We start from the raw sequence: 20,648 nt of genomic DNA on the forward strand, positions 1-20,648 counted from the left end.
ACTGACTACCCACCCCCCCAGGCCCCGGATCCTTTTCTGGATCCGGGCCTTCGACTTCAGTAGCGGGGACAGGATTTGAACCTGCGACCTCTGGGTTATGAGCCCAGCGAGCTACCGAGCTGCTCCACCCCGCGCCGTTGCAGGTCAACCGTACCACGGCGCGGAGGCATCTTGATCAACGTCCGGTCTTGGACTGTGCGTCCGCGGCCCGCTTCAGCGCGTCCTGGAGATCCTTCTGCGCCTTGGCGTACGCGTCCCAGTCGGGCCCGTCCTTCAGCGCCTGCTGCCCGGCGTCGAAGGCCTTCTGGGCGTCCTCCAGCGCCTGCCTGACCGTCGGGTTGCCGGTGTCGGGCGGGTTCTTGGTGCCGGTCTCCGGGGGTGTGGTGGCCGGGCCCTTGGTGCCGAAGACCTTGTCGAGCGCCTCGCCGAGCGTGTTCTCGAACGCGGTCTGGCCCTCGTAGGTGACCAACACCTTGCGCAGCAGCGGGTACTTCAGTCCACCACCGCGTACGTAGACGGGCTCCACGTACAGCAGTCCGCCGTCCAGCGGCACGGTCAGCAGGTTGCCGTACTCGATGTCGGAGTCGCCGCCCTTGAGGAGCTTGATCGCGGCGGCGATGTCCTGTTCGGAGTTGAACTGGCTCTGGACCTGTTTGGGGCCGTCGACCGTCGTGCTGGTCGGCAGCTTGAGGATTCTGATCTTGCCGTAGTCGCCGGTGCCGGCCTCGGCGTCGACCGTCATGAAGGCGCTCAGGTTGTCCCTGCCGTTGGGCGTGAACGTCGTCGACAGCGAGAACGCCTGCGTGCCCTGGTCGGGCATCTTCATGCTCAGGTAGTACGGCGGCACCGCGTTGCCCGACTTGTTGGTCGGGTCGTCCGGCACCTGCCACACCTCGCTGCCGGTGAGGAACGTCTGCGCATCCGTCACGTGGTAGCGGGTGAGCAGTTCGCGCTGCACCTTGAACAGGTCCTGCGGGTAGCGCAGGTGGGCCATCAGGTCCCCGGAGATCGCGCTGCGCGGCTGCACCGTGTCTGGGAAGGCCTTCATCCAGGTCTTCAGCACCGGGTCCTTGGTGTCCCACTGGTAGAGCTTGACCTCGCCGGTGTACGCGTCGACGGTCGCCTTCACCGAGTTGCGGATGTAGTTGACCTGGTTCTGCTGGGCCACCACCGCGCGCGAGTTGTTCGTGGCGGTGAGCGAGTCGGCCGTGGTGTCGCCGAGGGTCGTACGCGAGGAGTACGGGTAGCCGTTCGACGTCGTGTAGGCGTCGACGATCCACTGGATGCGGTGGTTGACGACGGCCGGGTACGCGTCGCCGTCGATGGTCAGCCAGGGGGCGACCGCCTCCACGCGCTCCTTGGGGGTGCGGTTGTACAGGATCCGCGAGCCCTTGCCGATCGCGCCCGAGTAGAGGATCTGCGGCTCGTTGAACGCCACCGCGTACGCGGCCCGGTTGACCGGGTTGTCGAGGTTGACCCCGCTTCCGCCCCGGTAGCTGGTGGGCTTCTCCCCGTGGTCGTCGGAGTAGTCGATCTCCTTCTGGGGACCGCCGACGATGGAGTAGGTGGTGGTCTTCTCGCCGTAGTAGATCCGCTGCTCGTACGTGCCTAGGTCGCCGCGGGACGGCAGGTCGTACTCGGTGAAGACCGGCTGGCCCTGGGAGTCGGCCTCGGTGCCCTTGGCGGCCACCGCGCCGTAGCCGTGCGTGTAGCGGAAGTGGTCGTTGATCCAGTTGTTCTTCGGGACGCCGTCCAGGTTCAGCTCGCGCAGGCCGATGACCGTGTCCTGGTCCTTGCCGTCCGTGGTGGGGTAGCGGTCGACGTCCAGGTTGGTCGGGAACCCGTAGTAGTTCTTCATCTGCTGGAGCTGCTGGAACGTCGGCGAGACGATGTTCGGGTCCATGATCCGGATGCTCGCCGCGTCGTTCGCGTCGCTGCGCAGCCTGGTCTTGTCCGAGGTCGTGGACCTGCCCGCGTACTCGGTGACCTTGGCGTCGTCGATGTCGTACGCCTGGCGGGTCGCCTTCAGGTTCTTCTGGACGTACGGCGCCTCCTTCGCCTGCTCGTTCGGCTGGACCTGGAACTTCTGCACGATGGCCGGGTACAGGCCGCCGATCAGGATCGCCGACAGCACCATCAGGCCGAAGCCGATGACGGGCAGCTGCCAGGTGCGCCGCCACAGGGTGGCGAAGAACAGCAGCGCGCAGATGACGGCGATGCAGAACAGGATCGTCTTGGCCGGCAGATAGGCGTTGGCGTCGACGTAGCGCAGGCCGGTCCAGTTGTCGGTCGCCTTGAAGTCGCTGGACTTGACCGCGAGGCCGTACCGGTCGAGCCAGTAGGCGACCGCCTTGAGGGCGACGAAGATGCCGAGCAGCACCGAGAGGTGTCCGGTCGCGGCGGCGGTGGCGCGCGCGCCCGGGCTGGTGACGCGCAGCCCGCCGTACAGGTAGTGGGTGAGCGCGGCGGCGATCAGGCACAGGATGGCGGCGGCGAAGCCGAAGCCCAGCAGGAAGCGGTACCAGGGCAGGTCGAAGGCGTAGAAGGAGACGTCCAGGTGGAACTGCGGGTCCTTCTCGTGGAAGGGCACGCCGTTCACCCACATCAGCCAGGTCCGCCACTGGCTCGACGCGGAGGCGCCCGCGATCAGCCCGACCAGCGCGGTGACGGCGAGCAGCAGCCACTTCTTGTACGGCGCGATGGCCATGCGGTAGCGGTCGAGGCTCTGCTGCTCCATGGACATGGCGCTGAGCGGGGGCCGCAGCCGGTGCGCGAGCCAGATGTTGAGGCCGACCGCGACCGCCATCAGCAGGCCGAAGACGAAGAACAGCCCGATCTTCGTCGACAGGGTGGTGGTGAACACGGACGAGTAGTGCACCGACCGGTACCACAGCCAGTCCGTCCAGAAGCCCGCGAACATGGTGAACGCCATGCCGAGGACGGCGAGGACGCCCAGTGTCACCAGCAGGGTCCTCACCCGCCGGGACGGGCGGCCCGCTCTGATCCGTGGCCCCGTCGGGCCTCCGCCGCGGTCCGGCATCTGGAAAGCCAAGGTGCGCACCTCGAAGTTCGCTGTCGATCCGTCAGACCCTCGGGTTCGCGGGCCCGCCGTGGCCCCCCGTGATCGCGGGCCCACACCCTATGCAACTTACTCACGGTTTACTCGGTTCCCGATTCCGGCCCTGAACGAGGCAGGATTGTGACCATGTCCAACACTCCCATGGCAGCGAGCCCGCTCACCCGGGCCGTACTCGAGATCGACGAGTACGTCTCCGGCCTCGGCTGGGACCAGCCCGCTCGCCTTTTCGCCCTCGTAGACACCGCACGGCTGCGGGCTCAGGAACCGTCGCTCGCGGCCCAGCTGGGCCTGCAGGACGAGTCCGAGACCGTCGGTCTCACCCCGATCGAGCAGGACGAGATCCCGTCCGGCAAGCCGCTCGACGAGTTCCTCGGCACCATCGCCTGGCCCGACGCGGTGACCGGCTGCGCGCTCACCGTGGAGCGCCTGATGCTGCCGCCGTCCGCCGAGGCGCAGGTGCCCTCCGGTCTGGACGAGGCCGCGCTGGCGACGTGGGTGGCCGAGCACCCCGAGCGCCAGGAGGTCCGGATGACGGTGGCCGTGCTGCGCGACGGCAGCCGCGAGTCGGCGCTGCGGCTGCGCGAGAAGGACTCCCCGACGGAGGTCCTGACCGGCCCCGACCTGGTGCCGGGCCTGGCGGACGCCCTGACGGCGACCTTCGCCGACTGATCCCGTCCCGCGGTACGACGACGGGGGCGCCCCCGGTGGCCGGGGAGCGCCCGCCGCCGTGTCGGGGGCCGCTCAGCCCTTGGTGGTGCAGCGGGGCAGGGCGGCGGTGTCGCCGCTGCGGATGTCCTTCAGCGCGTCGAGCGCGTCACCGATGGTCTTGACCTTGACCAGGGTGAGTCCGTCCGGGGTGTCCTTGGCGGCCGCGGCGCAGTTGTCGGCGGGGGTCAGGAAGTACCGGGCGCCCTTGTCGCGCGCGCCGACGGTCTTCATCTCGACGCCGCCGATCGGGCCGACCGTGCCGTCGTCGTCGATGGTGCCGGTGCCGGCGACGAACGTGCCGCCGGTGAGGTCGCCCGGGGTGAGCTTGTCGTAGATCCCGAGGGCGAACATCAGGCCGGCGCTGGGCCCGCCGACGTCGGCGAGCTTGATGTCGATGGAGAACGGGAAGGTGTGGTCGGTCCCGGCGGAGATGCCGACGATGGCCCGCTTGGCACCTCTGTCGTCGGAGGTCGCGGTGGTGATCGTGACGTCCTGCGTCCTGGTCGCCGTCTTGTCGGCCTTCTCGGCGGCGGCCTGTTCCTTGGCCGGGACGACGGTGAAGACGACCTTCTCTCCGGGCTTGTGCTTGGTCACCAGCTTGGCGACGTCGGCCGGCTGCTTGACGGCCGCGCCGTCGACGGCCTTGATCACGTCACCGGCGTGCAGCCTGCCCTCGGCCGGGGAGCCCTTGACGACCGTGGAGACGATCACCCAGGACCGCACCGGGATGCCCAGCTCCTTCAGGGCGGCGACCTTGGCGCTCTCCTGGGACTGGCTGAACTCCTCGGCGTTCTCCTGGGTGGACTGCTCCTCCGTCTTGCCGTCCGGGTAGAGCGTGTCGTGCGGGACGATCTTGCTGTCGTGCGCGAGCCAGCCGTAGACGGCCTCGACCAGGTTCATCCGGTAGGCGGCGCTGGTGACCCGGACGGTGGTCATGTTGAGATGGCCGTCCGCCGGGTAGGTCTTGTGGCCGGAGATCTGCAGCACCGGCTCGCCGTCGTGCTCCCCGAGCGTGTTCACGGTGGGGCCGGGGGACATCTCCGCGTACGGCACGGGGATGAGCACTCCCGCGCACAGGAGCGCGATCAGCATCAGAGTCGAGGCGAGCATCGTCGCGGTGCGGCGTGGCATGCCACGACAGTACGGGACGCCCCTGTCAGCGCACCGTCAGGGCACCCCCCGTCACGCGCCGCGCGCGCCCGTGCTGGACTTCTCCATCGCTTCCCGGAACCGGGCGTACCCGTCCAGCTCAGGACCGTCGCTGCGGGCCCTCCGCGTCCGGTTCGCCCAGCTGCCCCACAGTCCGCCGCCGATCGCAGCCACCAGCGGGATCAGCAGCCAGACAAGCACCCCCATGCCGACCTCCCACAGGCCATGAGCGTCCGCAACTGACTGATCAGCAGATTAACCATCCGCACGGACAACGCTCACGCGAGGGTGCCGGTTACGCAACCCGAGGGGTTCGCGTGCCGGATGTGACCCGTTCGGGTCGCCTCAGCAGGCGCCTACCCGCCCTCCCGTCATCCGACCACCACCCCTCGACGACGGCGCTACGCGCCGACCCACTCCTCGGTTCCGTCCGAGAACTTCTGGTGCTTCCAGATCGGCACCTCGTGCTTGAGGTCGTCGATCAGCTTGCGGCAGGCGTCGAAGGCCTCCGCGCGGTGCGGGCAGGCCACGGCGACGACGACGGCGAGGTCCCCCACCCGGAGGTCGCCCACCCGGTGGACGGCGGCCAGCGCCCGCACGGGGTGGCCGGCGACGACCTTCTCGGCGATCCGCCGCATCTCGGCCTCGGCGCTGGGATGGCACGAGTACCCGAGCGCGTCGACGTCGGCGCCCCCGTCGTGGTCGCGCACGGTGCCCACGAACAGCGCGATGCCGCCGGCCGCGTCGTCCCCGACGGCCCGGAACACCTCGTCGACGGAGAGCGGTGTCTCACGGACGGCGATCAGCTTGATGGGATCCTGGGCCGCCCGCTCACCGGGGTGGTCGTTCGTGTGTGCCATGCGTCCATCGTGCCGTACCCCCCGGACATCAGGGAATGCGAGATTCACCAGGCACGCGCGCGGGACGTTTTGGAGTGTCCTACGACGTGAGCGCGGCCCGCCCCGGCCCGGCCCGGTGCCGGGCGGGTCAGCGCCGGCGGGCCTTGCGGGCCCGTCGTACGACGGCCGCGGCGCCCAGCAGGGCGACCGTCGCGCCGGCCGCGCCGGCCGCCGTCGCGTCCTTGCGCCCCAGCCGCCGGCCGGCCACCGTGTGCCGCCCGGACACCTCCTCCAGCAGCTCGGCGAGGACCTCCTCGTTGGTCCACCTCGGCCGCCACCCGGCGTCGTGCAGCCGGCTCCCGCTGACCACCCAGGGGTACATCGTGTAGGCGAGGTCGCCCGCCGGGGACGGGGTGAGGCCGATGCGGTGCAGGCGGGCCGCCGCGCCGAGCGCGACCGCCGAGGGCAGCTCCATCCGCCGGATGCCGCTCAGCTCCTCGACCTCCTCCTGTTCCAGCCATCCGTCGCAGCCGACGGCCAGCTCCCCCTCGACCTTCTCCAGGACGGCGTACTCCAGGGCGCTGCACAGGTCCTCGACGTGGCAGAACTGCCACGCCGGCCGCGACCCGGCCACGACCAGCAGCCGCGGCGACTCGAAGTACCTGGTCAGCGCGGTGTCGGTGCCGCCGACGAGGACGGCCGGGCGGACCACGGTGACGTTGAGCCCCGGATGCGCGCGCGGCGCCCGGCGTGCCAGCCGCTCGATCTCCAGCAGGTCGCCGACCCCGGTCGCCTCGGCGGTGGCGCGCAGCTCGGCGTCCTCCGACAGGGGCAGCTCGTTGTCCGGGAGCGCGCCGTAGACCATCGCCGAGGTGCACAGCACCACGCGGTGCACCCCGGCCGCCGCGGCGGCGGTCAGGACGGTCTGGGTCCCCCGGACGTTGTAAGCCGTGCGTGCCGCCGGATCGGTCTCCAGGTCGAGGTCGAGCGCGAGGTGGACGACGACGTCGGCGCCGCGCAGCTTGTCCGCGATGGCGGGGTCGCGCACGTCGAGGATGTGCCACTGGGCGCCGGCGCACTCGCCGCGCCGCTCGTCGATGGCGAGGACCTGTTTGATCTCCTCGGAGGCGGCGAGCCGCTCGGTGAGCAGGGCGCCGACCCCGGTTGCGGCGCCGGTCACCGCGACGACGGGCCCGCGCACGGCGGGAGGGGTTGAGGGGTTTCGCGCTGCGCGAACCTGCGGATCTGGGGAACTCACCGGGCGTCTCCAGCGGTTGTCTTCAGTACGGGCGCGAGTGACGCGTACGTACCAGGTGCATCCATCCTGCCGCAGGCCTTCCGCAGGCGAAGCACCGAGGCCCGATCGGGTCCGGGTGTCTACGCTGGGTGGTGTTGTCGGGCAGCCGCGCCGCCGGATCGCAACCGGTGGCCTTACCAGCCGAGGAATCCCGTGAGTGACACCCCATTCGGTTTCGGCCTTCCGCCGGAGGAGCCGGAGGACGGCGACGAGGGCAAGAAGAAGGACCAGCAGAGCGGTGGTGGGCAGGGACCGGCCAATCCGTTCGGTTTCGGCGGCCTGCCCGGAGCCGGCGGCTTTGGCGGCCCCGGCGCCGACAACCCGCTCGCAGCCATGTTCGGTTCGCTGAACCCCACCGACCTGGGCGCCGCGTTCCAGCAGCTCGGCCAGATGCTCTCGTACGAGGGCGGACCGGTGAACTGGGACATGGCCAAGCAGATCGCCCGCCAGACGGTCGCGCAGGGCGCCCAGGACGGCTCGAAGGACGCCAGCGTCGGCCCGGCCGAGCGCAAGGCGGTCGAGGAGGCCGTCCGCCTGGCCGACCTGTGGCTGGACGACGCGACGTCCCTGCCGTCGGGCTCCGGCTCGGCGGTGGCCTGGTCGCGCGCGGAGTGGGTCGAGGCGACCCTGCCCGCCTGGCAGGAGCTGGTGGACCCGGTCGCCGAGCGGGTCGGCGCGGCCATGGGCGACGTCCTGCCGGAGGAGATGCAGGCCATGGCGGGCCCGCTGATCGGCATGATGCGCTCGATGGGCGGCGCCATGTTCGGCACGCAGATCGGGCAGGCCGTGGGCGTGCTCGCGGGCGAGGTCGTCGGCTCCACCGACATCGGCCTGCCGCTCGGCCCGGCCGGCCGGGCCGCGCTGCTGCCGGCCAACGTCGAGGCGTTCGGTCGGGACCTCGGCGTGCCGCAGGAGGAGGTGCGGCTGTACCTGGCCCTGCGCGAGGCCGCGCACCAGCGTCTGTTCGCGCACGTGCCGTGGCTGCGCTCGCACCTGTTCGGCGCGGTCGACGGCTACGCGCGCGGGATCAAGGTCGACACGGCGAAGCTGGAGGACGTGGTCGGCCAGTTCGACCCGCAGAACCCCGAGCAGCTGCAGGACGCGCTGCAGCAGGGCATGTTCCAGCCGGAGGACACGCCCGAGCAGAAGGCGGCCCTGGCCCGTCTGGAGACCGCTCTGGCGCTCGTGGAGGGCTGGGTGGACGCGGTGGTCCACGCCGCCGCGAAACCGCGTCTGGGGTCCGCCGACGCGCTGCGCGAGACGCTGCGCCGCCGCCGGGCCACCGGTGGCCCGGCGGAGCAGACGTTCGCCACGCTGATCGGTCTGGAGCTGCGGCCGCGCCGGCTGCGGGACGCCTCCCGCCTGTGGGCGTCGCTGACGGACGCGCGCGGGGTGGACGGCCGGGACGGCCTGTGGGCCCACCCGGACATGCTGCCGACCGCGACCGACCTGGACGACCCCGACGGGTTCGTCCACCGCGAGCAGCTGGACTTCTCCGAGCTGGACAAGATGCTCGGCGAGGCGGCGAACGGCTCGCACGGCAAGCCGGACCTGCGCAAGAAGGACGACGGCGAGACCGAGGGCGACGACGCCGAGTGAGCCTGTACGACGACGCGGTCCTCGTCCTGAAGGAGTACGAGGGCCAGCAGGAGCTGCGCCAGGCCTACCTGGACCATCTGGCCGCCCACCCGGACGGCATGTGGAAGGCCTGCCACGCGGGTCATGTCACGGCCAGCGCGCTGGTGATCGACCCGGAGCGCGGCCGGGTGCTGCTCACCCTGCACCGGAAGCTGCGGATGTGGCTGCAGATGGGCGGCCACTGCGAGCCCGGCGACCCGACGCTGGCGGCGGCGGCCCTGCGTGAGGCGACGGAGGAGTCCGGCATCTCCGGGCTGACGCCGCTGCCCGGCGGCCCGGTGCGGCTGGACCGGCATCCGATCCCCGCGCCGTGCCACTGGCACTTCGACGTCCAGTACGCGGTCCTGGCCCCGCCCGGCGCGGTGCAGGAGATCAGCGACGAGTCCCTGGACCTGCGCTGGTACGCGTACGACGAGGTGGCCGGCGTGGCCGACGCGTCCGTCGTGCGCCTGCTGGAGGGCACACGCGCCAGGCTGTGACGGCGCAAGGGGTGGCCGCCAAGCGGTCACCCCTCACGAGTCGTGGGCGTGCGGTGTGGCTCAGCTCCAGACGTTGCCCTGGTTCTGGCCGCGCGCGCCCTGCTGGCCCATGCCGAACTGGGCGGCCAGGCCCTGCCCGATCACGGCGTTCTGCGGCGGCAGCAGCTCGCTGGGCTGCACGAGCGCGAACCCGGTGCCCATGAAGCTCAGCTCCCAGCCCTCACCGGTGCTGCCGCGCCGCCGCCACACGCCGGAGGAGTGCGTCTGGGCCTGCATCTGCACGCGCAGCCCGGTGGACCAGGCCACGATCGCGTCGGCGTCGCAGTTGACGTACCGGTCGGGCGTGACCTGCATCAGCAGCGGCGCCCCGGAGGTCATCAGGGCCACCTTGCCGCGCCCGGTGATGTTCAGCTGGTACTTCCCGGAGCCGGAGATGCCGTAGAGGCTGTCGACGGCGATGACCTCGTGGTGCAGCGAGGAGTCCATGGCGAGGACGTAGGAGCTGTCGACGGTCAGCCCGTCCTGCTCCACGTCCATGATGTGCACGTGCTGGGCGAGGTTGGCGAGGTAGACGGTGCCCTGGCCGTGGCAGCGCATCAGGTCCAGGCCCTCGCCGGTGTGTGCACGCGCGCGTGCCTGGTTGTTGCTGCGGTACTCGGCGTCGAACTCGACCAGGCCCTGGTAGGCGACCATGGTGCCCTTGCGGGCGAGGAGGTCGTCGTGGCCCTCCAGGGTGATCCGGAGCATCTGCGCGTTCTGCAGGCTCCAGCGTTCCTGGGTCTGGAGGTCGTTGTGCGCGAAAAGCGGGCTCTGCATGGTGTTCTGGCTCCCCCTCAGCCCCGGAACCGGAGGCGGTCGGTGCTGTCCTCGCTGGGCTGGACGACGACGATGCCCTGGCCGGAGAAGGCCATCTGGTAGGCCTCGCCGCTGCCCCGGCCGATCAGCGACTGCGCCTTGAAGCTGCGCTTGCCCTTCACCTTCAGGTTGGGCGACCAGGCGACGAGCGCGTCCGGGTCGACGTACGTCTCGTCCTCGCCGCCGCCGCAGTCCACGACGATCGGCTTGCCCCGGGAGGTCAGCGCGACCCAGCCCTGCCCGGAGATCCGCGTGTTCCACAGGCCCTGCCCGGCGAACTTCGCGAGCCCCTTCACCCGCTCCACGCCCCAGCTGAGGTGGGCGTCGAAGGCGAGGAGGTTGGTGGCGTTGACGGAGATGCCGTCGCCGTTGAGGTTGATCACGACGACGTCGGCGCCGTAGTCGGCGAGGTAGAGCAGGCCGTCGCCGGAGCACTTCATCAGCGGCGCGCCCTCGCCGGTGACCCAGTCGCGGGCGATCTGGCGGACGGCCGGCGGGTTGGGCTCGTACTGGATGAAGCCTTCGTAGGCGACCATCGACCCCACGCGCGCGAGGAGGTCGTTCCCGGTCTGCAGGGCGACCTTCAGCATGTGGCTGCCGTGGTTCTCCATGCGGGCGGTGACGGGTGCGGGGGCGAAGCCCGCGAGCGGCTGGTTCATTTCGGGCTCCCTCAGACCTCGTACGGCTGGACGACGATGAAGTTGCCGGGCGCGCCCCGGAACTGGAGGTTGACGCTCTCGCCGGTGTCGCCCGGGTAGGCGTTGCGGCGCATCCGGACCTGGCTGGAGACGATCACCTGGGAGGCGGCCGACCAGGCGACGACGGCGTTGCAGTCGGCGAAGGTGGTCGGCGTGACCGGCAGCACCACGGGCGTGCCGTGGGTCTTGACGACGATCGTGCCGGTGCCCTGGAACTGCATCGTGAACAGCGCGCCGCCCGGGATGCCGTGCCCCTCGATCCGGCGGACCTCGTACTGGAGGCTCTCGTCGAAGGCGAGGACGTTCTCGGCGGACACGCAGATCGCGTCGCCCTGCAGCTCGACCGGGTGCAGGTGGGTGGAGTTCTCCGCGAGGAACACCTGGCCCTGGCCGGTGCAGCGCATCAGCTGCATCTCCTGGCCGGTGGCGTTGCCGACGATGCGCCCGGCGAACCCGGCGCCCTTGTAGCTGAAGTCGACCTTGCCCTGGTAGAGCACCATGCTGCCCTGCCTGGCCAGCACGGGCTGGCCGCCGATGCCGAGGTCGACGCGGATCAGCTTCTTGTTCTGCTGGGTCCAGCGCTGCCCGGTCGGCGTCTCCTTGAACGCCTGGAGCGCGGCCGTCACCCCGGCACCGCCCTGGGGCGCGCCCTGCGGCACTCCGTACGGGGCGGGCTGCTGGCCGGGGACCTGCCCGTATCCCGGGGGCATGGGCGGGGCCTGCTGGCCGCCGTAGGGGGCGGGCTGCTGGCCGTAGCCCGGGGGCAGCGGCGCGCCGGGCTGGCCGCCGTACGACGGCTGCTGGGGCGGCTGACCGTAGGGCGCGGGGGCCGGGGCGGCCGGCGGCGGGACGGTGCCGCCGGGGGGCGGGGTCAGGGGGCCGACGACCGTCGGTGCGGCGTGCACGTTCGGTGCGGGGGCCGGCGGCGGGGGCGTCTGGCCGGGCGGCGGGGCGAAGCCCTGCGGGGCGGGCTGCGGGGCCGGGGCGGGTGCGGGGGCGGCCGGGGCGCCGAACGCGGGCGGGGGCGTGGTCTGGGCGGGCGGGGCGAAGCCGGGGGCCGCGCCCTGCTGCGGCTGCGGCTGCTGCGGTGCGGCCGGGGCCTCCTCCTCCAGCACCTCGCCGCCGAAGTGCTTCAGCAGCGCCTCCAGACCGCCGTCGAAGCCCTGCCCGACGGCGGCGAACCGCCACCCGTCCTTGAAGTAGAAGTCACCGAGCATCACGGCCCGCTCGGTGGAGAACTCCGCGCCGCTGAAGGAGTACCGCGCGACCTCCTCGCCGCCCGCCACGATGCGCAGGTAGCCGGGAGCGATCTGCGACATCTGCCCGGCGCCGTCGAGGGTCGCCGTGAAGGACAGCTTGCGGATGTGCGAGGGGATCCGGTCGAGCGTGACCCGGAACGACTCCGTGTCACCCGCCTGGGCGCCCAGCAGCTGGATGGACTCCTCCGGGGACTTCGGCTGGTTGAAGAAGACGAAGTACCGGTCGTCCGAGAGACGCTCGTCGGCGTCCAGACCGAAGCAGCTGATGTCGAAGGTCAGTCCGGGGGCGGAGATCTGCACGCCTACGTACAGATCCGTGCCCGGCGTGAGGTCACTGATCCTGGCCTTGTGGCCGCGTTGGAATTCCCTGGCCATGCGTTACGACCGTCCCCCATCCCGAATGTGAGTGCGTCGCGCCAGGCTAACGGCAAAGACCGACGACGGCCCCGAAGGGTCGTCGTCGGTACAGACCCGGTACACAACCGCTGCCGGCCGCTCACGTGGCCACGGCCGCGCGCGGGACGCTCAGGAGTCCTGCTCGTCCCGCGCGCCCGGCACGTGCGGCAGCCGCGCGGCGGCGACGACCCCTTCGAGATAGCCGCGGGCCCGCTCGGTGCGCGGATAGGCCTCCAGCAGCCGCCAGAAGTCGGGGCCGTGACCCGGCACCAGCAGATGCGCCAGCTCGTGGCAGAGCACGTAGTCGACGACGTACTCCGGCATCCCCTGCAGGCGGTGCGAGAGCCGGATGCTGCCCTCGGCCGGGGTGCACGAACCCCAGCGGGTGTTCTGGTTGGTGACCCAGCGCACCGAGGCGGGCCGGGCCCGGCCGTCGAAGTACTGGGCGGACAGCCGCTCGGCACGCTCGGCCAGCGCGGCGTCGCCCAGCACCCGCCGGCTCTCCTGGGCGGCGAGTTTGTCGAGCATGACGGTCACCCAGCGCTGCTCCTCCGCCTTCGACATCCGGGCGGGGATCAGTACGACGGTGCGATCGCCCTCGCGGTACGCGGAGACCGTCCGGCGGCGCCGGGCGCTCCTGCGGACCTCGATCGCGCTCGCCCCCGGGCCGCCGGGCGGCTGGCTCGTCGTGCTGCGCTGTGGTTTACCGGCGCGGTGCAGTGGGTCGGCGGGCACGCCCCGACGTTACCCGGTGGGCGTGGGCAAAGTCCCGGCTGCGGGACGGTTGGCTGCCGATGCCCCACCATGTGTTTGATTCGTACGATCGATCCGTACATCCGGTTTGCACCACTTTGCCCCTGCCGATCGGTATGACAAACATCCCCCGCCTGTGGATAACTCCCGACGCCCGGGACCCGGGCCGGGCATGCTGGCAGATGTCGGCGGGCCACGGCCGACTCCGCCGACGACGGACGGGACGGACGTGACTGACGTGACCGAAACGACAGATGTGACGGGACAGGGATACGGGGGGCAGTCATGCATCCGGTGGTGAAGCCCGCGCTGCGGCGCGGCTGGCGCGATCTCGACACCGTGCAGTTCGGGATGACCCCGGCGCACGCCGTCACGCTCGGCCCGATGGACACGGCGACCGGCAGCCTCCTCGACCTGCTCGACGGCACCCGGGGGCTGCCGCTGCTGCGCGAGGAGGGCCGCCGCGCGGACATACCGCCCCACCAGGTCGACGCCCTGGTCGAGCGGCTGGCCCACGCGGGCCTGGTCGACGACGCACGCGGCGGCGGCCCGGCCGCGGACGCGCTGCGTGAGAAGACCGACGTCCTCGAGCGGCTGCGCCCCGACCTGGCCTCGCTATCCCTCCTCACGCCCGAGCCCGGCGGCGCACCGGCCCGGCTCGCCGCCCGCCGCGCCCTGCGGGTGCGGGTGCACGGAGCGGGCCGGGTCGGCGCCCTGCTGGCATCGGTCCTGTCCGGCGCCGGCGTCGGCGAGGTCGACGTACGCGACGCGGGCCGCGTCGAGCCGTGGGACGTGGCACCGGGCGGACTGCCCGCCGAGTCCCTCGGCGACCGCCGGGACGCGGCGGCGCGGGCCGCCGTCCGCCGTGCGGCACCCGACCGCCCGCCCCGTCACGCCCACTCCCCCGGATCCGGTGCCGAGGACCCCGGCCTCTCCCTGGTGATCTTCGCGCCGCGGGACGACGCCGCCGTACACGCCCCGGACCCGCTCACCGCCGAACCGCTCATGACCGCCGGCACACCCCATCTGTACGCCGGTGTCGTGGAGGGCACGGGAGTCGTCGGCCCGCTCGTGCTGCCCGGCGAGTCGGCCTGCACCGGCTGTCTGCACCGGGACCGCGCGGACCGCGACCCGGCCTGGCCCCGGCTGGTGGCCCAGTGGCGGTCCGGCAGGGCCCGCCGGGTCGCGGCCTGTGATCTGGCCCTGGCCACCGCCGTGGCCGGACTCGCGGCGGCCCACGCACTGGCCTTCCTCGACGGCGGATCACCGTCCGGCGCGGGCACCCGCTGGGAGGTGTCCCTGCCCGGTCTGCACTGGCACGCCCGGCCGGTCCGGCCGCATCCGGAGTGCGACTGCGGGGCAGCGCAGCGAGGTAATCGGGAGCACTCCTCAACCGACGGGCAGCCGCGCGCGACAATGGCGGTGCAACGGCCGTCGACGGAGCGGCGACGCGAAGCGGGCGCGGCACGGCCGACTGGGACTTGGAGGGCGCATGTCTGATCTTCCCCGGAAGGCGGTCACCCGGACCGCCAAGCTCGCCGCGCTCCCGCTCGGCTTCGCCGGCCGGGCCACCTGGGGGCTGGGCAAGCGGATCGTCGGCGAGTCCGCGGAGATCGTCGGCCGCGAGCTGCAACAGCGCACGGCGGAGCAACTGTTCAAGGTGCTCGGCGAGCTGAAGGGCGGCGCGATGAAGTTCGGGCAGGCGCTGTCCGTCTTCGAGTCGGCACTGCCGGAGGAGATCGCCGGCCCCTACCGCGCGGCCCTGACCAAACTGCAGGACGCGGCCCCGCCGATGCCGACCCGCACGGTGCACTCCGTCCTCGAACAACGGCTCGGGCCGGACTGGCGCGACCTGTTCGAGGAGTTCGAGGACAAGCCGGCCGCCGCGGCCTCGATCGGCCAGGTGCACCGGGCGGTGTGGCACGACGGCCGTGAGGTGGCGGTCAAGGTGCAGTACCCGGGAGCCGGCGAGGCCCTCCTCTCCGACCTCGGCCAACTCAGCCGCTTCGCCCGGCTGTTGGGCCCGCTCATCCCGGGCATGGACATCAAGCCGCTGATCGCCGAGCTGAGGGACCGCGTCTCGGAGGAACTGGACTACGCCCTGGAGGCCCAGGCCCAGGCCGCGCACGCGGAGGAGTTCGCCGACGATCCGGACGTGGTCGTCCCGGCCGTGGTGCACCAGTGCGAGCAGGTCCTGGTGACCGAGTGGATGGACGGCATCCCGCTGTCCGAGATCATCGCGGACGGTACCGAGCAGCAGCGCGACCGGGCCGGCCAGCTCCTGGCCCGCTTCCTCTTCTCCGGCCCGGCCCGCACCGGCCTGCTGCACGCCGATCCGCACCCGGGCAACTTCCGTCTGCTGCCCGGCGGCCCGGCCGGCGCGGACGACTGGCGCCTCGGCGTGCTGGACTTCGGCACGGTCGACCGGCTCCCCGGCGGCCTGCCGGACCCGATCGGCATCTCCCTGCGGATGACGCTGGACGGCGACGCCGAGACGGTCTACGAGCTGCTGCGGACCGAGGGATTCGTCAAGGAGACCATCGCACTGGACCCCGACGCGGTCCTGGACTACCTGATGCCGATCATCGAACCGGCCCGGGTGGAGGCGTTCACCTTCACCCGCTCCTGGATGCGCGGCCAGGCCGCCCGCATCGCGGACCCGCGCTCCCCCGCCTACCAGCTCGGCAAGCAGCTCAACCTGCCGCCGGCCTACCTGCTGATACACCGGGTGACGCTCAGCACCATCGGGGTCCTGTGTCAACTCGGCGCCACGGTACGGCTGCGCGAGGAACTGGAGGAGTGGCTGCCGGGCTTCGTGACCGAGGTGGACGAGGAGGGTGTCGTCGGGGACGACGGGGTCGGAGACGACGTGGTCGAGGATGACTCGGGCGAGGCAGAGCCGGGCGAGGAGGAGTCGGCCGCGGGAGCTTGATCCGGCGTGCCCGGAAGTTCGTGAGGGGGAGGGGTGGGGCGGGGGGGGAGGGCCCCCCGGAGAAGCGTTCTCACCACCAGGCCGAGTCCAGCCGCCCCTCGATGGCCCGAAGGTTCTCCCGCGAGCACGCGTCGCAGAAGTACTGCCGGATGCCGTTCTCCACGGAGCAGGTCCAGGTGGCCGGTGGGGGGCCGTCGGCGGGGGTGCCGCAGCGGGCACACACGAGGCGGCGGCGCTCCGAGGTGGAGCCGTCCTGATCGCTTCCGCCGGGAGGACTCGTCACCCGGTGACGATAACCCCGGGGCCGGCGGATCGCCTGCGCAACGCACCGCGGGGGCCGGTCCGTTCGGCCGGACCGGCCCCCGCGGGGAGGCTTCGCCCCCCCTGTTCGGGAGGCCACCGCTGCTCAGGTGTGTTCTCTACTGCATGACGGCCATGGCGAGCGCGCGGCGGGCGCGCAGCGAGGCGCGCTCGGCCCGGCGCTGCATCCGCCGGGCGGCGGCCAGGCGCACGGCCCGGCGTTCGCTCACGGCGTCATGGAGTCGCTCGTGCATATGCGCACGAGCCAGGGCTTCTTGCATGAGTTGCATCTCGCGGTTCCTGTTCTGACGCGCTTCGGTCGCGCCGGTGGTGGTGAAGTCTGGGGTCGCGGAGCCGGCGGGCTCGCTGGTGGACGGCTTCATCGGGGCCTGCTTCTTGGGGTCGTGCGTGAGGGGGCGATCGATCGTTCCTGCGGTGTTCATGCCGTGACCGGGTTCTTCCGCGGGCGGCCGCGCGGCCGCTTCCGGGCGACGACGACACCCTGGACGAAGAGCTCTCCACCCCAGACGCCCCAGGGCTCGCGCCGCTCCTTGGCGCCGGCGAGGCAGGCCTCCATCAGCGGGCAGGTGCGGCAGAGGGACTTGGCGTACTCCACGTCCGCCGGCGACTCGGCGAAGAAGACCTCCGGGTCGTAGGAGCGGCAGGGGACGGGTACGCCGAGGTTCTCGATGGCGTCGTCGAGCGCGGTGAGCGCGGTGAGGGGGATCAAGGTGGAGTCCTCCGTGAGGCCGGGCGGGGGGATCGTTTGCGAAGGCGGTACGGACGGGGCGTGCGCTTCGAGTTGCACGGTTGGTCTTCCTCGTCTGGTCGGTCCGGCCGGTTGACCGGGTGTCGGCGTGGTACCGGGTTCTTTCCTGTCCCGAGGCCCCTTCGCTCCGTCGTCCCCGTTCGGGGAAAACAGAAGGGCCGCGGATCCCGGATGGGGTTCCGCGGCCCTGAAGGCGCCGGCCTGATCGGCGATCAGGCTGGATCACTCCAGGGTTCTGGCCCACGGAAGGCCCACATCAGGTGGTGGTGCGTCGTCTGCTTCCGGAATCCGGCACCGGCCGCCGCAAAGGCATAGGCGTGGGCCTGTGCCTCTACCGCTTCCAGTGCCTTGGTCGGTCGCTCATTGCGCTCACGGATGGGAAGACCCGCGAGGGCAACAGAGGACGCCGGACGCACGGCACGGATGCCGGACAGACCGGTGCCCTGGTTCGAGGCGCCGAGCATGCACGTGGAGACGGTCGAGCGATCGGTCAGTTTGGCCGCGCTGACGGTGGTGCTGATGTTGATGCTGATCACTGGACTCGCCTCCTCTCGGCGTCTCTGGGACTGGGGTGAGCCAGTCCGTTCGGATATGCAAGTACAACACGGAACCGGGCCTTCGAGAAGGCCGCTGTTTCCGTGCCTAGAACCTATGGGGATTGCCGGGGCATGCGCAAACTATTTTTTCGACGAGTTGGCATCAGTCGCTGACGTCGTCCTGGCCGGGCTCTTGGCCTGCGCAGATGGCCAGAACGTCGGCTCCGTAGCTGCGCAGCTTGCGGCTGAGGACGCCGGGGATGCGGGCCAGCTCGGCGGAACTCTCCGGGCACGCTTCGGCGATGGCCATCAGGGTCCGGTCGGTGAAGACGCAGAAGTCCGGCTGGCCGCTGCGCTCGGCCTGCACCGCGCGCCACTCCCGGAGCCGTTCGTAGAGTCCTTCGTCCATGTCCGAGGGGCAGTCGGCGCAGCGCATCAGTTTCATCTCGCCCGCGTCGGTGAGGGTGCGGCCGCAGACCCGGCAGCGGGCCGGGGTGCGCTGGACGCGCCGCGGGGTTGTGACGGTGCTTCCGGAGATGCCGCGCTCGACGCCTCCGGTCACGCCGGCGCCGGTGTGGCCGACGGTGGGGGTGGTGCCGGGGCGCAGCCCGTCGAGGAACCGGCTGGGCCGGCGGTTGGCGCGTCCGCCGGGTGAACGGGACAGGGCCCAGGAGAGGTGGAGGCGTTCCCGGGCGCGGGTGACGCCGACGTAGAGCAGGCGGCGTTCCTCTTCGATCTGCTCGTCGGTGCGGGCGTAGGTGATGGGCAGCATGCCCTCGGCGATGCCGACGAGGAAGACGACGTCCCATTCCAGGCCCTTGGCGGCGTGGAGGGAGGCGAGGGTGACGCCTTGGACGGTGGGGGCGTGCTGGGCGTTGGCCCGCTCCTCCAGTTCCGTCACGAAGTCGGCGAGGGTGGCTCGGGGGCGGGTGGCGGCGAGGTCGTGGGCGAGGTTGACGAGGGCGGCCAGGGATTCCCAGCGTTCTCTGACGGCGCCGGAGCCGGCCGGGGGTTCGCTGGTCCAGCCTTCGCCGGAGAGGACGGCGCGCACCTGGGAGGGCAGGTCGACGACGTCGTCGAGGAGGGAGTCGTTGCCGCCGAAGCGGGCCGCGCCGCGCAGGGCGATGCCGGCCTTGCGGATCTCGGGCCGGTCGAAGAAGCGTTCGGCGCCGCGCAGCTGGTAGGGGACGCCGGCGTCGGCGAGTGCCTGTTCGTAGGTCTCGGACTGGGAGTTCGTGCGGAACAGGACGGCGATCTCGGCGGCAGGGACGCCGGCGTCGATCAGTTCGCGGATGCGGCGGGCGGCGCCTTCGGCTTCGGCGGGTTCGTCGGTGTATTCGGTGTAGACGGGTTCGGGGCCGGGGGGGCGCTGGGAGACGAGTTCCAGCCGGTGGTCGGCGGCGCGGCCTCGGGCCTGGGTGAGCAGGGCGTTGGCGAGGTGGACGACCTGGGGGGTGGAGCGGTAGTCGCGGACAAGTTTGACGACGGTGGCTCCGGGGTGGCGGAGGCGGAAGTCGAGGAGGTGGTCGGGCGTTGCTCCCGTGAAGGAGTAGATGGTCTGGCTGGCGTCTCCGACGACGCACAGGTTGTCGCGCTCGCCGAGCCACAGGTCCAGCAGTCGCTGCTGGAGCGGGCTGACGTCCTGGTATTCGTCGACGACGAAGTGCTGGTACTGGGCGCGGACCTGTTCGGCGATGTCGTGCCGGTCCTGGAGGATGGCGACGGTGAGCAGCAGGACGTCTTCGAAGTCGATGACGGCGCGGTCGCGTTTGAGGTCTTCGTAGGCGGCGTAGAGGTGGGCGATCTCGGCGGGGTCGCGGGGGGTTTCCCGGCCGGCCTTCGCAGCCGCGTACGGGTAGTCGGCGGGGACGGTCTGGGTGACCTTGGACCATTCGATCTCGGCGGTCACGTCGCGCAGCTCGTTGCGGTCGAGCCGGGTGCCGAGGGCGGCGGCCGCGTCGGCGACGAGTTGGATCTTGCGGTCGACGATGCGGGGCAGGGTGCCGCCGATCGCTTTCGGCCAGAAGTACTGGAGCTGGCGGAGGGCGGCGGAGTGGAAGGTGCGGGCCTGGACGCCGTGGGCGCCGAGCTGGCGCAGCCGGCCGCGCATCTCTCCGGCGGCGCGGTTGGTGAAGGTGACGGCGAGCACGCTGGAGGGCGGCAGGATGCCGGCGCGGACTCCGTAGGCGATGCGGTGGGTGATGGCCCGGGTCTTGCCGGTGCCGGCTCCGGCCAGGACGCACACCGGTCCGTGCAGGGCGGTGGCCACCTCGCGCTGCTCGGGGTCCAGCCCTTCGAGCACCGCGTCGGCGTCACCCGGCCGGCCCGGGTGCGGGGAGCCGCCGGTGCCCTGCGGGAAGAGGGTGGAGTGCGTTGCTGCTGTCACACAGCCATGCTGCCAGGTCGCCCGGGACGGCTGCGCCGGTTGTCCACAGGCAGGGCCTCGCAGTCGTATTAATCACGAACGCTCGATCACGGTCTCTTGACCACGGCCTCTTGATCGGGACTCGCCCGGGGCCGTACCCCGGTGGGGAATGGTGGGCCGGTCGCTTACGTTCTCACCCTGGACGACCTTTTCCGAGCTGGCTGAGGAGAGCGAGAGAGATGCAGGGCACTGTCACGATGTACAGCACGACTTGGTGCGGCTACTGCCGGCGGCTGAAGAGCCAGATGGACCGGGAGGGCATCGCCTACACCGAGATCAACATCGAGCAGGACCCGGAGTCCGCCGCCTTCGTGGAGAAGGCGAACGGCGGAAACCAGACCGTCCCGACCGTGCTCTTCGCGGACGGCTCCACGCTGACGAACCCGTCGCTGGCCCAGGTCAAGCAGAAGCTCGCCGCGTAAGCCCGAGCTGCGCCGAACGGCGGGGGGGGCCCGCCCCCCCGCCGGGCCGGGGGGGCGGCGGCCGGGGGGCCGAAAAGCGGCGGGGGGGGGGGGGGGGTGGGGCCCCCCACACGT

The 20,648-nt window shown here is 71.6% G+C and carries 20 protein-coding genes and 1 tRNA gene; 6 read left to right on the plus strand and 15 right to left on the minus strand.

The window, feature by feature from the left end:
* Nucleotides 1-60: 60 nt before the first annotated feature.
* Nucleotides 61-134 (minus strand) — tRNA-Met (locus tag ABZ923_RS36500).
* A gap of 41 nt (nucleotides 135-175) precedes the next feature.
* A complete protein-coding gene (locus ABZ923_RS36505; protein WP_361481100.1) occupies nucleotides 176-3,040 on the minus strand; it encodes a UPF0182 family protein in 2,865 nt (954 codons plus the stop codon).
* 165 nt (nucleotides 3,041-3,205) lie between these two features.
* Here ABZ923_RS36505 and ABZ923_RS36510 point away from each other — a divergent pair, with 165 nt between their 5' ends.
* Nucleotides 3,206-3,748 carry a PPA1309 family protein gene (locus ABZ923_RS36510; RefSeq protein ID WP_361481053.1) on the plus strand — a complete coding sequence of 181 codons (543 nt, stop codon included), beginning with the start codon at nucleotides 3,206-3,208 and terminating at the stop codon, nucleotides 3,746-3,748.
* 72 nt (nucleotides 3,749-3,820) lie between these two features.
* On the opposite strand, the gene ABZ923_RS36515 is transcribed toward ABZ923_RS36510, so the two are convergent.
* The 4 genes from ABZ923_RS36515 to ABZ923_RS36530 form a co-directional block, all read right to left on the minus strand.
* Nucleotides 3,821-4,918, minus strand: coding sequence for a PDZ domain-containing protein (locus ABZ923_RS36515; protein WP_361481056.1), 1,098 nt, complete (start codon nucleotides 4,916-4,918; stop codon nucleotides 3,821-3,823).
* A 51-nt stretch (nucleotides 4,919-4,969) separates the two neighbouring features.
* Nucleotides 4,970-5,143, minus strand: a complete 174-nt coding sequence (locus tag ABZ923_RS36520; protein ID WP_361481059.1) for a hypothetical protein — start codon at nucleotides 5,141-5,143, stop codon at nucleotides 4,970-4,972.
* 194 nt (nucleotides 5,144-5,337) lie between these two features.
* Nucleotides 5,338-5,796, minus strand: a complete 459-nt coding sequence (locus tag ABZ923_RS36525) for a molybdenum cofactor biosynthesis protein MoaE (RefSeq protein ID WP_361481062.1) — start codon at nucleotides 5,794-5,796, stop codon at nucleotides 5,338-5,340.
* 127 nt (nucleotides 5,797-5,923) lie between these two features.
* Nucleotides 5,924-7,033 carry an SDR family oxidoreductase gene (locus ABZ923_RS36530; RefSeq protein WP_361481065.1) on the minus strand — a complete coding sequence of 370 codons (1,110 nt, stop codon included), beginning with the start codon at nucleotides 7,031-7,033 and terminating at the stop codon, nucleotides 5,924-5,926.
* Between the two features lie 192 nt (nucleotides 7,034-7,225).
* Here ABZ923_RS36530 and ABZ923_RS36535 point away from each other — a divergent pair, with 192 nt between their 5' ends.
* Together ABZ923_RS36535 and ABZ923_RS36540 are read left to right on the plus strand one after the other, a co-directional pair.
* A complete protein-coding gene (locus tag ABZ923_RS36535; RefSeq protein ID WP_361481068.1) occupies nucleotides 7,226-8,671 on the plus strand; it encodes a zinc-dependent metalloprotease in 1,446 nt (481 codons plus the stop codon).
* Entirely contained in the window at nucleotides 8,668-9,189 is a 522-nt protein-coding gene (locus tag ABZ923_RS36540) for an NUDIX hydrolase (protein WP_361481071.1), read from the plus strand. Before ABZ923_RS36535 ends, ABZ923_RS36540 begins: the two co-directional genes overlap by 4 nt.
* A gap of 60 nt (nucleotides 9,190-9,249) precedes the next feature.
* Here ABZ923_RS36540 and ABZ923_RS36545 read toward each other — a convergent pair whose 3' ends face one another.
* The 4 genes from ABZ923_RS36545 to ABZ923_RS36560 form a co-directional block, all read right to left on the minus strand.
* The gene (locus ABZ923_RS36545; protein WP_361481074.1) at nucleotides 9,250-10,005 is read right to left on the minus strand and encodes an AIM24 family protein; all 756 of its coding nucleotides are present in this window, start codon (nucleotides 10,003-10,005) and stop codon (nucleotides 9,250-9,252) included.
* A gap of 17 nt (nucleotides 10,006-10,022) precedes the next feature.
* Nucleotides 10,023-10,703 carry an AIM24 family protein gene (locus ABZ923_RS36550; RefSeq protein WP_361481077.1) on the minus strand — a complete coding sequence of 227 codons (681 nt, stop codon included), beginning with the start codon at nucleotides 10,701-10,703 and terminating at the stop codon, nucleotides 10,023-10,025.
* 11 nt (nucleotides 10,704-10,714) lie between these two features.
* The gene (locus ABZ923_RS36555; RefSeq protein WP_361481079.1) at nucleotides 10,715-12,376 is read right to left on the minus strand and encodes a TerD family protein; all 1,662 of its coding nucleotides are present in this window, start codon (nucleotides 12,374-12,376) and stop codon (nucleotides 10,715-10,717) included.
* A gap of 150 nt (nucleotides 12,377-12,526) precedes the next feature.
* Entirely contained in the window at nucleotides 12,527-13,132 is a 606-nt protein-coding gene (locus tag ABZ923_RS36560) for a M48 family metallopeptidase (RefSeq protein ID WP_361481082.1), read from the minus strand.
* 303 nt (nucleotides 13,133-13,435) lie between these two features.
* On the opposite strand from ABZ923_RS36560, the gene ABZ923_RS36565 reads away from it, so the two are divergent.
* Both ABZ923_RS36565 and ABZ923_RS36570 read left to right on the plus strand, forming a co-directional pair.
* The gene (locus ABZ923_RS36565; protein ID WP_361481085.1) at nucleotides 13,436-14,650 is read left to right on the plus strand and encodes a TOMM precursor leader peptide-binding protein; all 1,215 of its coding nucleotides are present in this window, start codon (nucleotides 13,436-13,438) and stop codon (nucleotides 14,648-14,650) included.
* Nucleotides 14,643-16,082: an AarF/ABC1/UbiB kinase family protein gene (locus ABZ923_RS36570; protein WP_361481088.1), complete on the plus strand. Its 1,440-nt coding sequence runs from the start codon at nucleotides 14,643-14,645 to the stop codon at nucleotides 16,080-16,082. Before ABZ923_RS36565 ends, ABZ923_RS36570 begins: the two co-directional genes overlap by 8 nt.
* A gap of 70 nt (nucleotides 16,083-16,152) precedes the next feature.
* On the opposite strand, the gene ABZ923_RS36575 is transcribed toward ABZ923_RS36570, so the two are convergent.
* The 5 genes from ABZ923_RS36575 to ABZ923_RS36595 all read right to left on the minus strand — a co-directional run bounded on the left by ABZ923_RS36575 (nucleotide 16,153) and on the right by ABZ923_RS36595 (nucleotide 19,989).
* On the minus strand, nucleotides 16,153-16,365 hold the full coding sequence (locus ABZ923_RS36575; protein ID WP_361481091.1) for a hypothetical protein: 213 nt from the start codon (nucleotides 16,363-16,365) through the stop codon (nucleotides 16,153-16,155).
* A 136-nt stretch (nucleotides 16,366-16,501) separates the two neighbouring features.
* Nucleotides 16,502-16,825 (minus strand): hypothetical protein, encoded by a 324-nt coding sequence (locus ABZ923_RS36580; RefSeq protein WP_361481094.1) that lies wholly within the window; start codon nucleotides 16,823-16,825, stop codon nucleotides 16,502-16,504.
* Complete coding sequence (locus ABZ923_RS36585) at nucleotides 16,822-17,190, minus strand: WhiB family transcriptional regulator (protein ID WP_037660091.1); 369 nt, start codon at nucleotides 17,188-17,190, stop codon at nucleotides 16,822-16,824. Before ABZ923_RS36585 ends, ABZ923_RS36580 begins: the two co-directional genes overlap by 4 nt.
* A gap of 173 nt (nucleotides 17,191-17,363) precedes the next feature.
* Nucleotides 17,364-17,687 (minus strand): hypothetical protein, encoded by a 324-nt coding sequence (locus ABZ923_RS36590; protein WP_361481097.1) that lies wholly within the window; start codon nucleotides 17,685-17,687, stop codon nucleotides 17,364-17,366.
* A 163-nt stretch (nucleotides 17,688-17,850) separates the two neighbouring features.
* The gene (locus ABZ923_RS36595) at nucleotides 17,851-19,989 is read right to left on the minus strand and encodes an ATP-dependent DNA helicase UvrD2 (protein ID WP_361481103.1); all 2,139 of its coding nucleotides are present in this window, start codon (nucleotides 19,987-19,989) and stop codon (nucleotides 17,851-17,853) included.
* Between the two features lie 302 nt (nucleotides 19,990-20,291).
* Between ABZ923_RS36595 and ABZ923_RS36600 the strand changes: the two genes are divergently transcribed.
* Nucleotides 20,292-20,534 carry a mycoredoxin gene (locus ABZ923_RS36600; RefSeq protein WP_030338954.1) on the plus strand — a complete coding sequence of 81 codons (243 nt, stop codon included), beginning with the start codon at nucleotides 20,292-20,294 and terminating at the stop codon, nucleotides 20,532-20,534.
* The last annotated feature ends 114 nt before the right edge of the window (nucleotides 20,535-20,648 follow it).

The sequence above is a fragment of the Streptomyces sp. NPDC046881 genome, assembly GCF_040645015.1.
Lineage (GTDB): Bacteria > Actinomycetota > Actinomycetes > Streptomycetales > Streptomycetaceae > Streptomyces.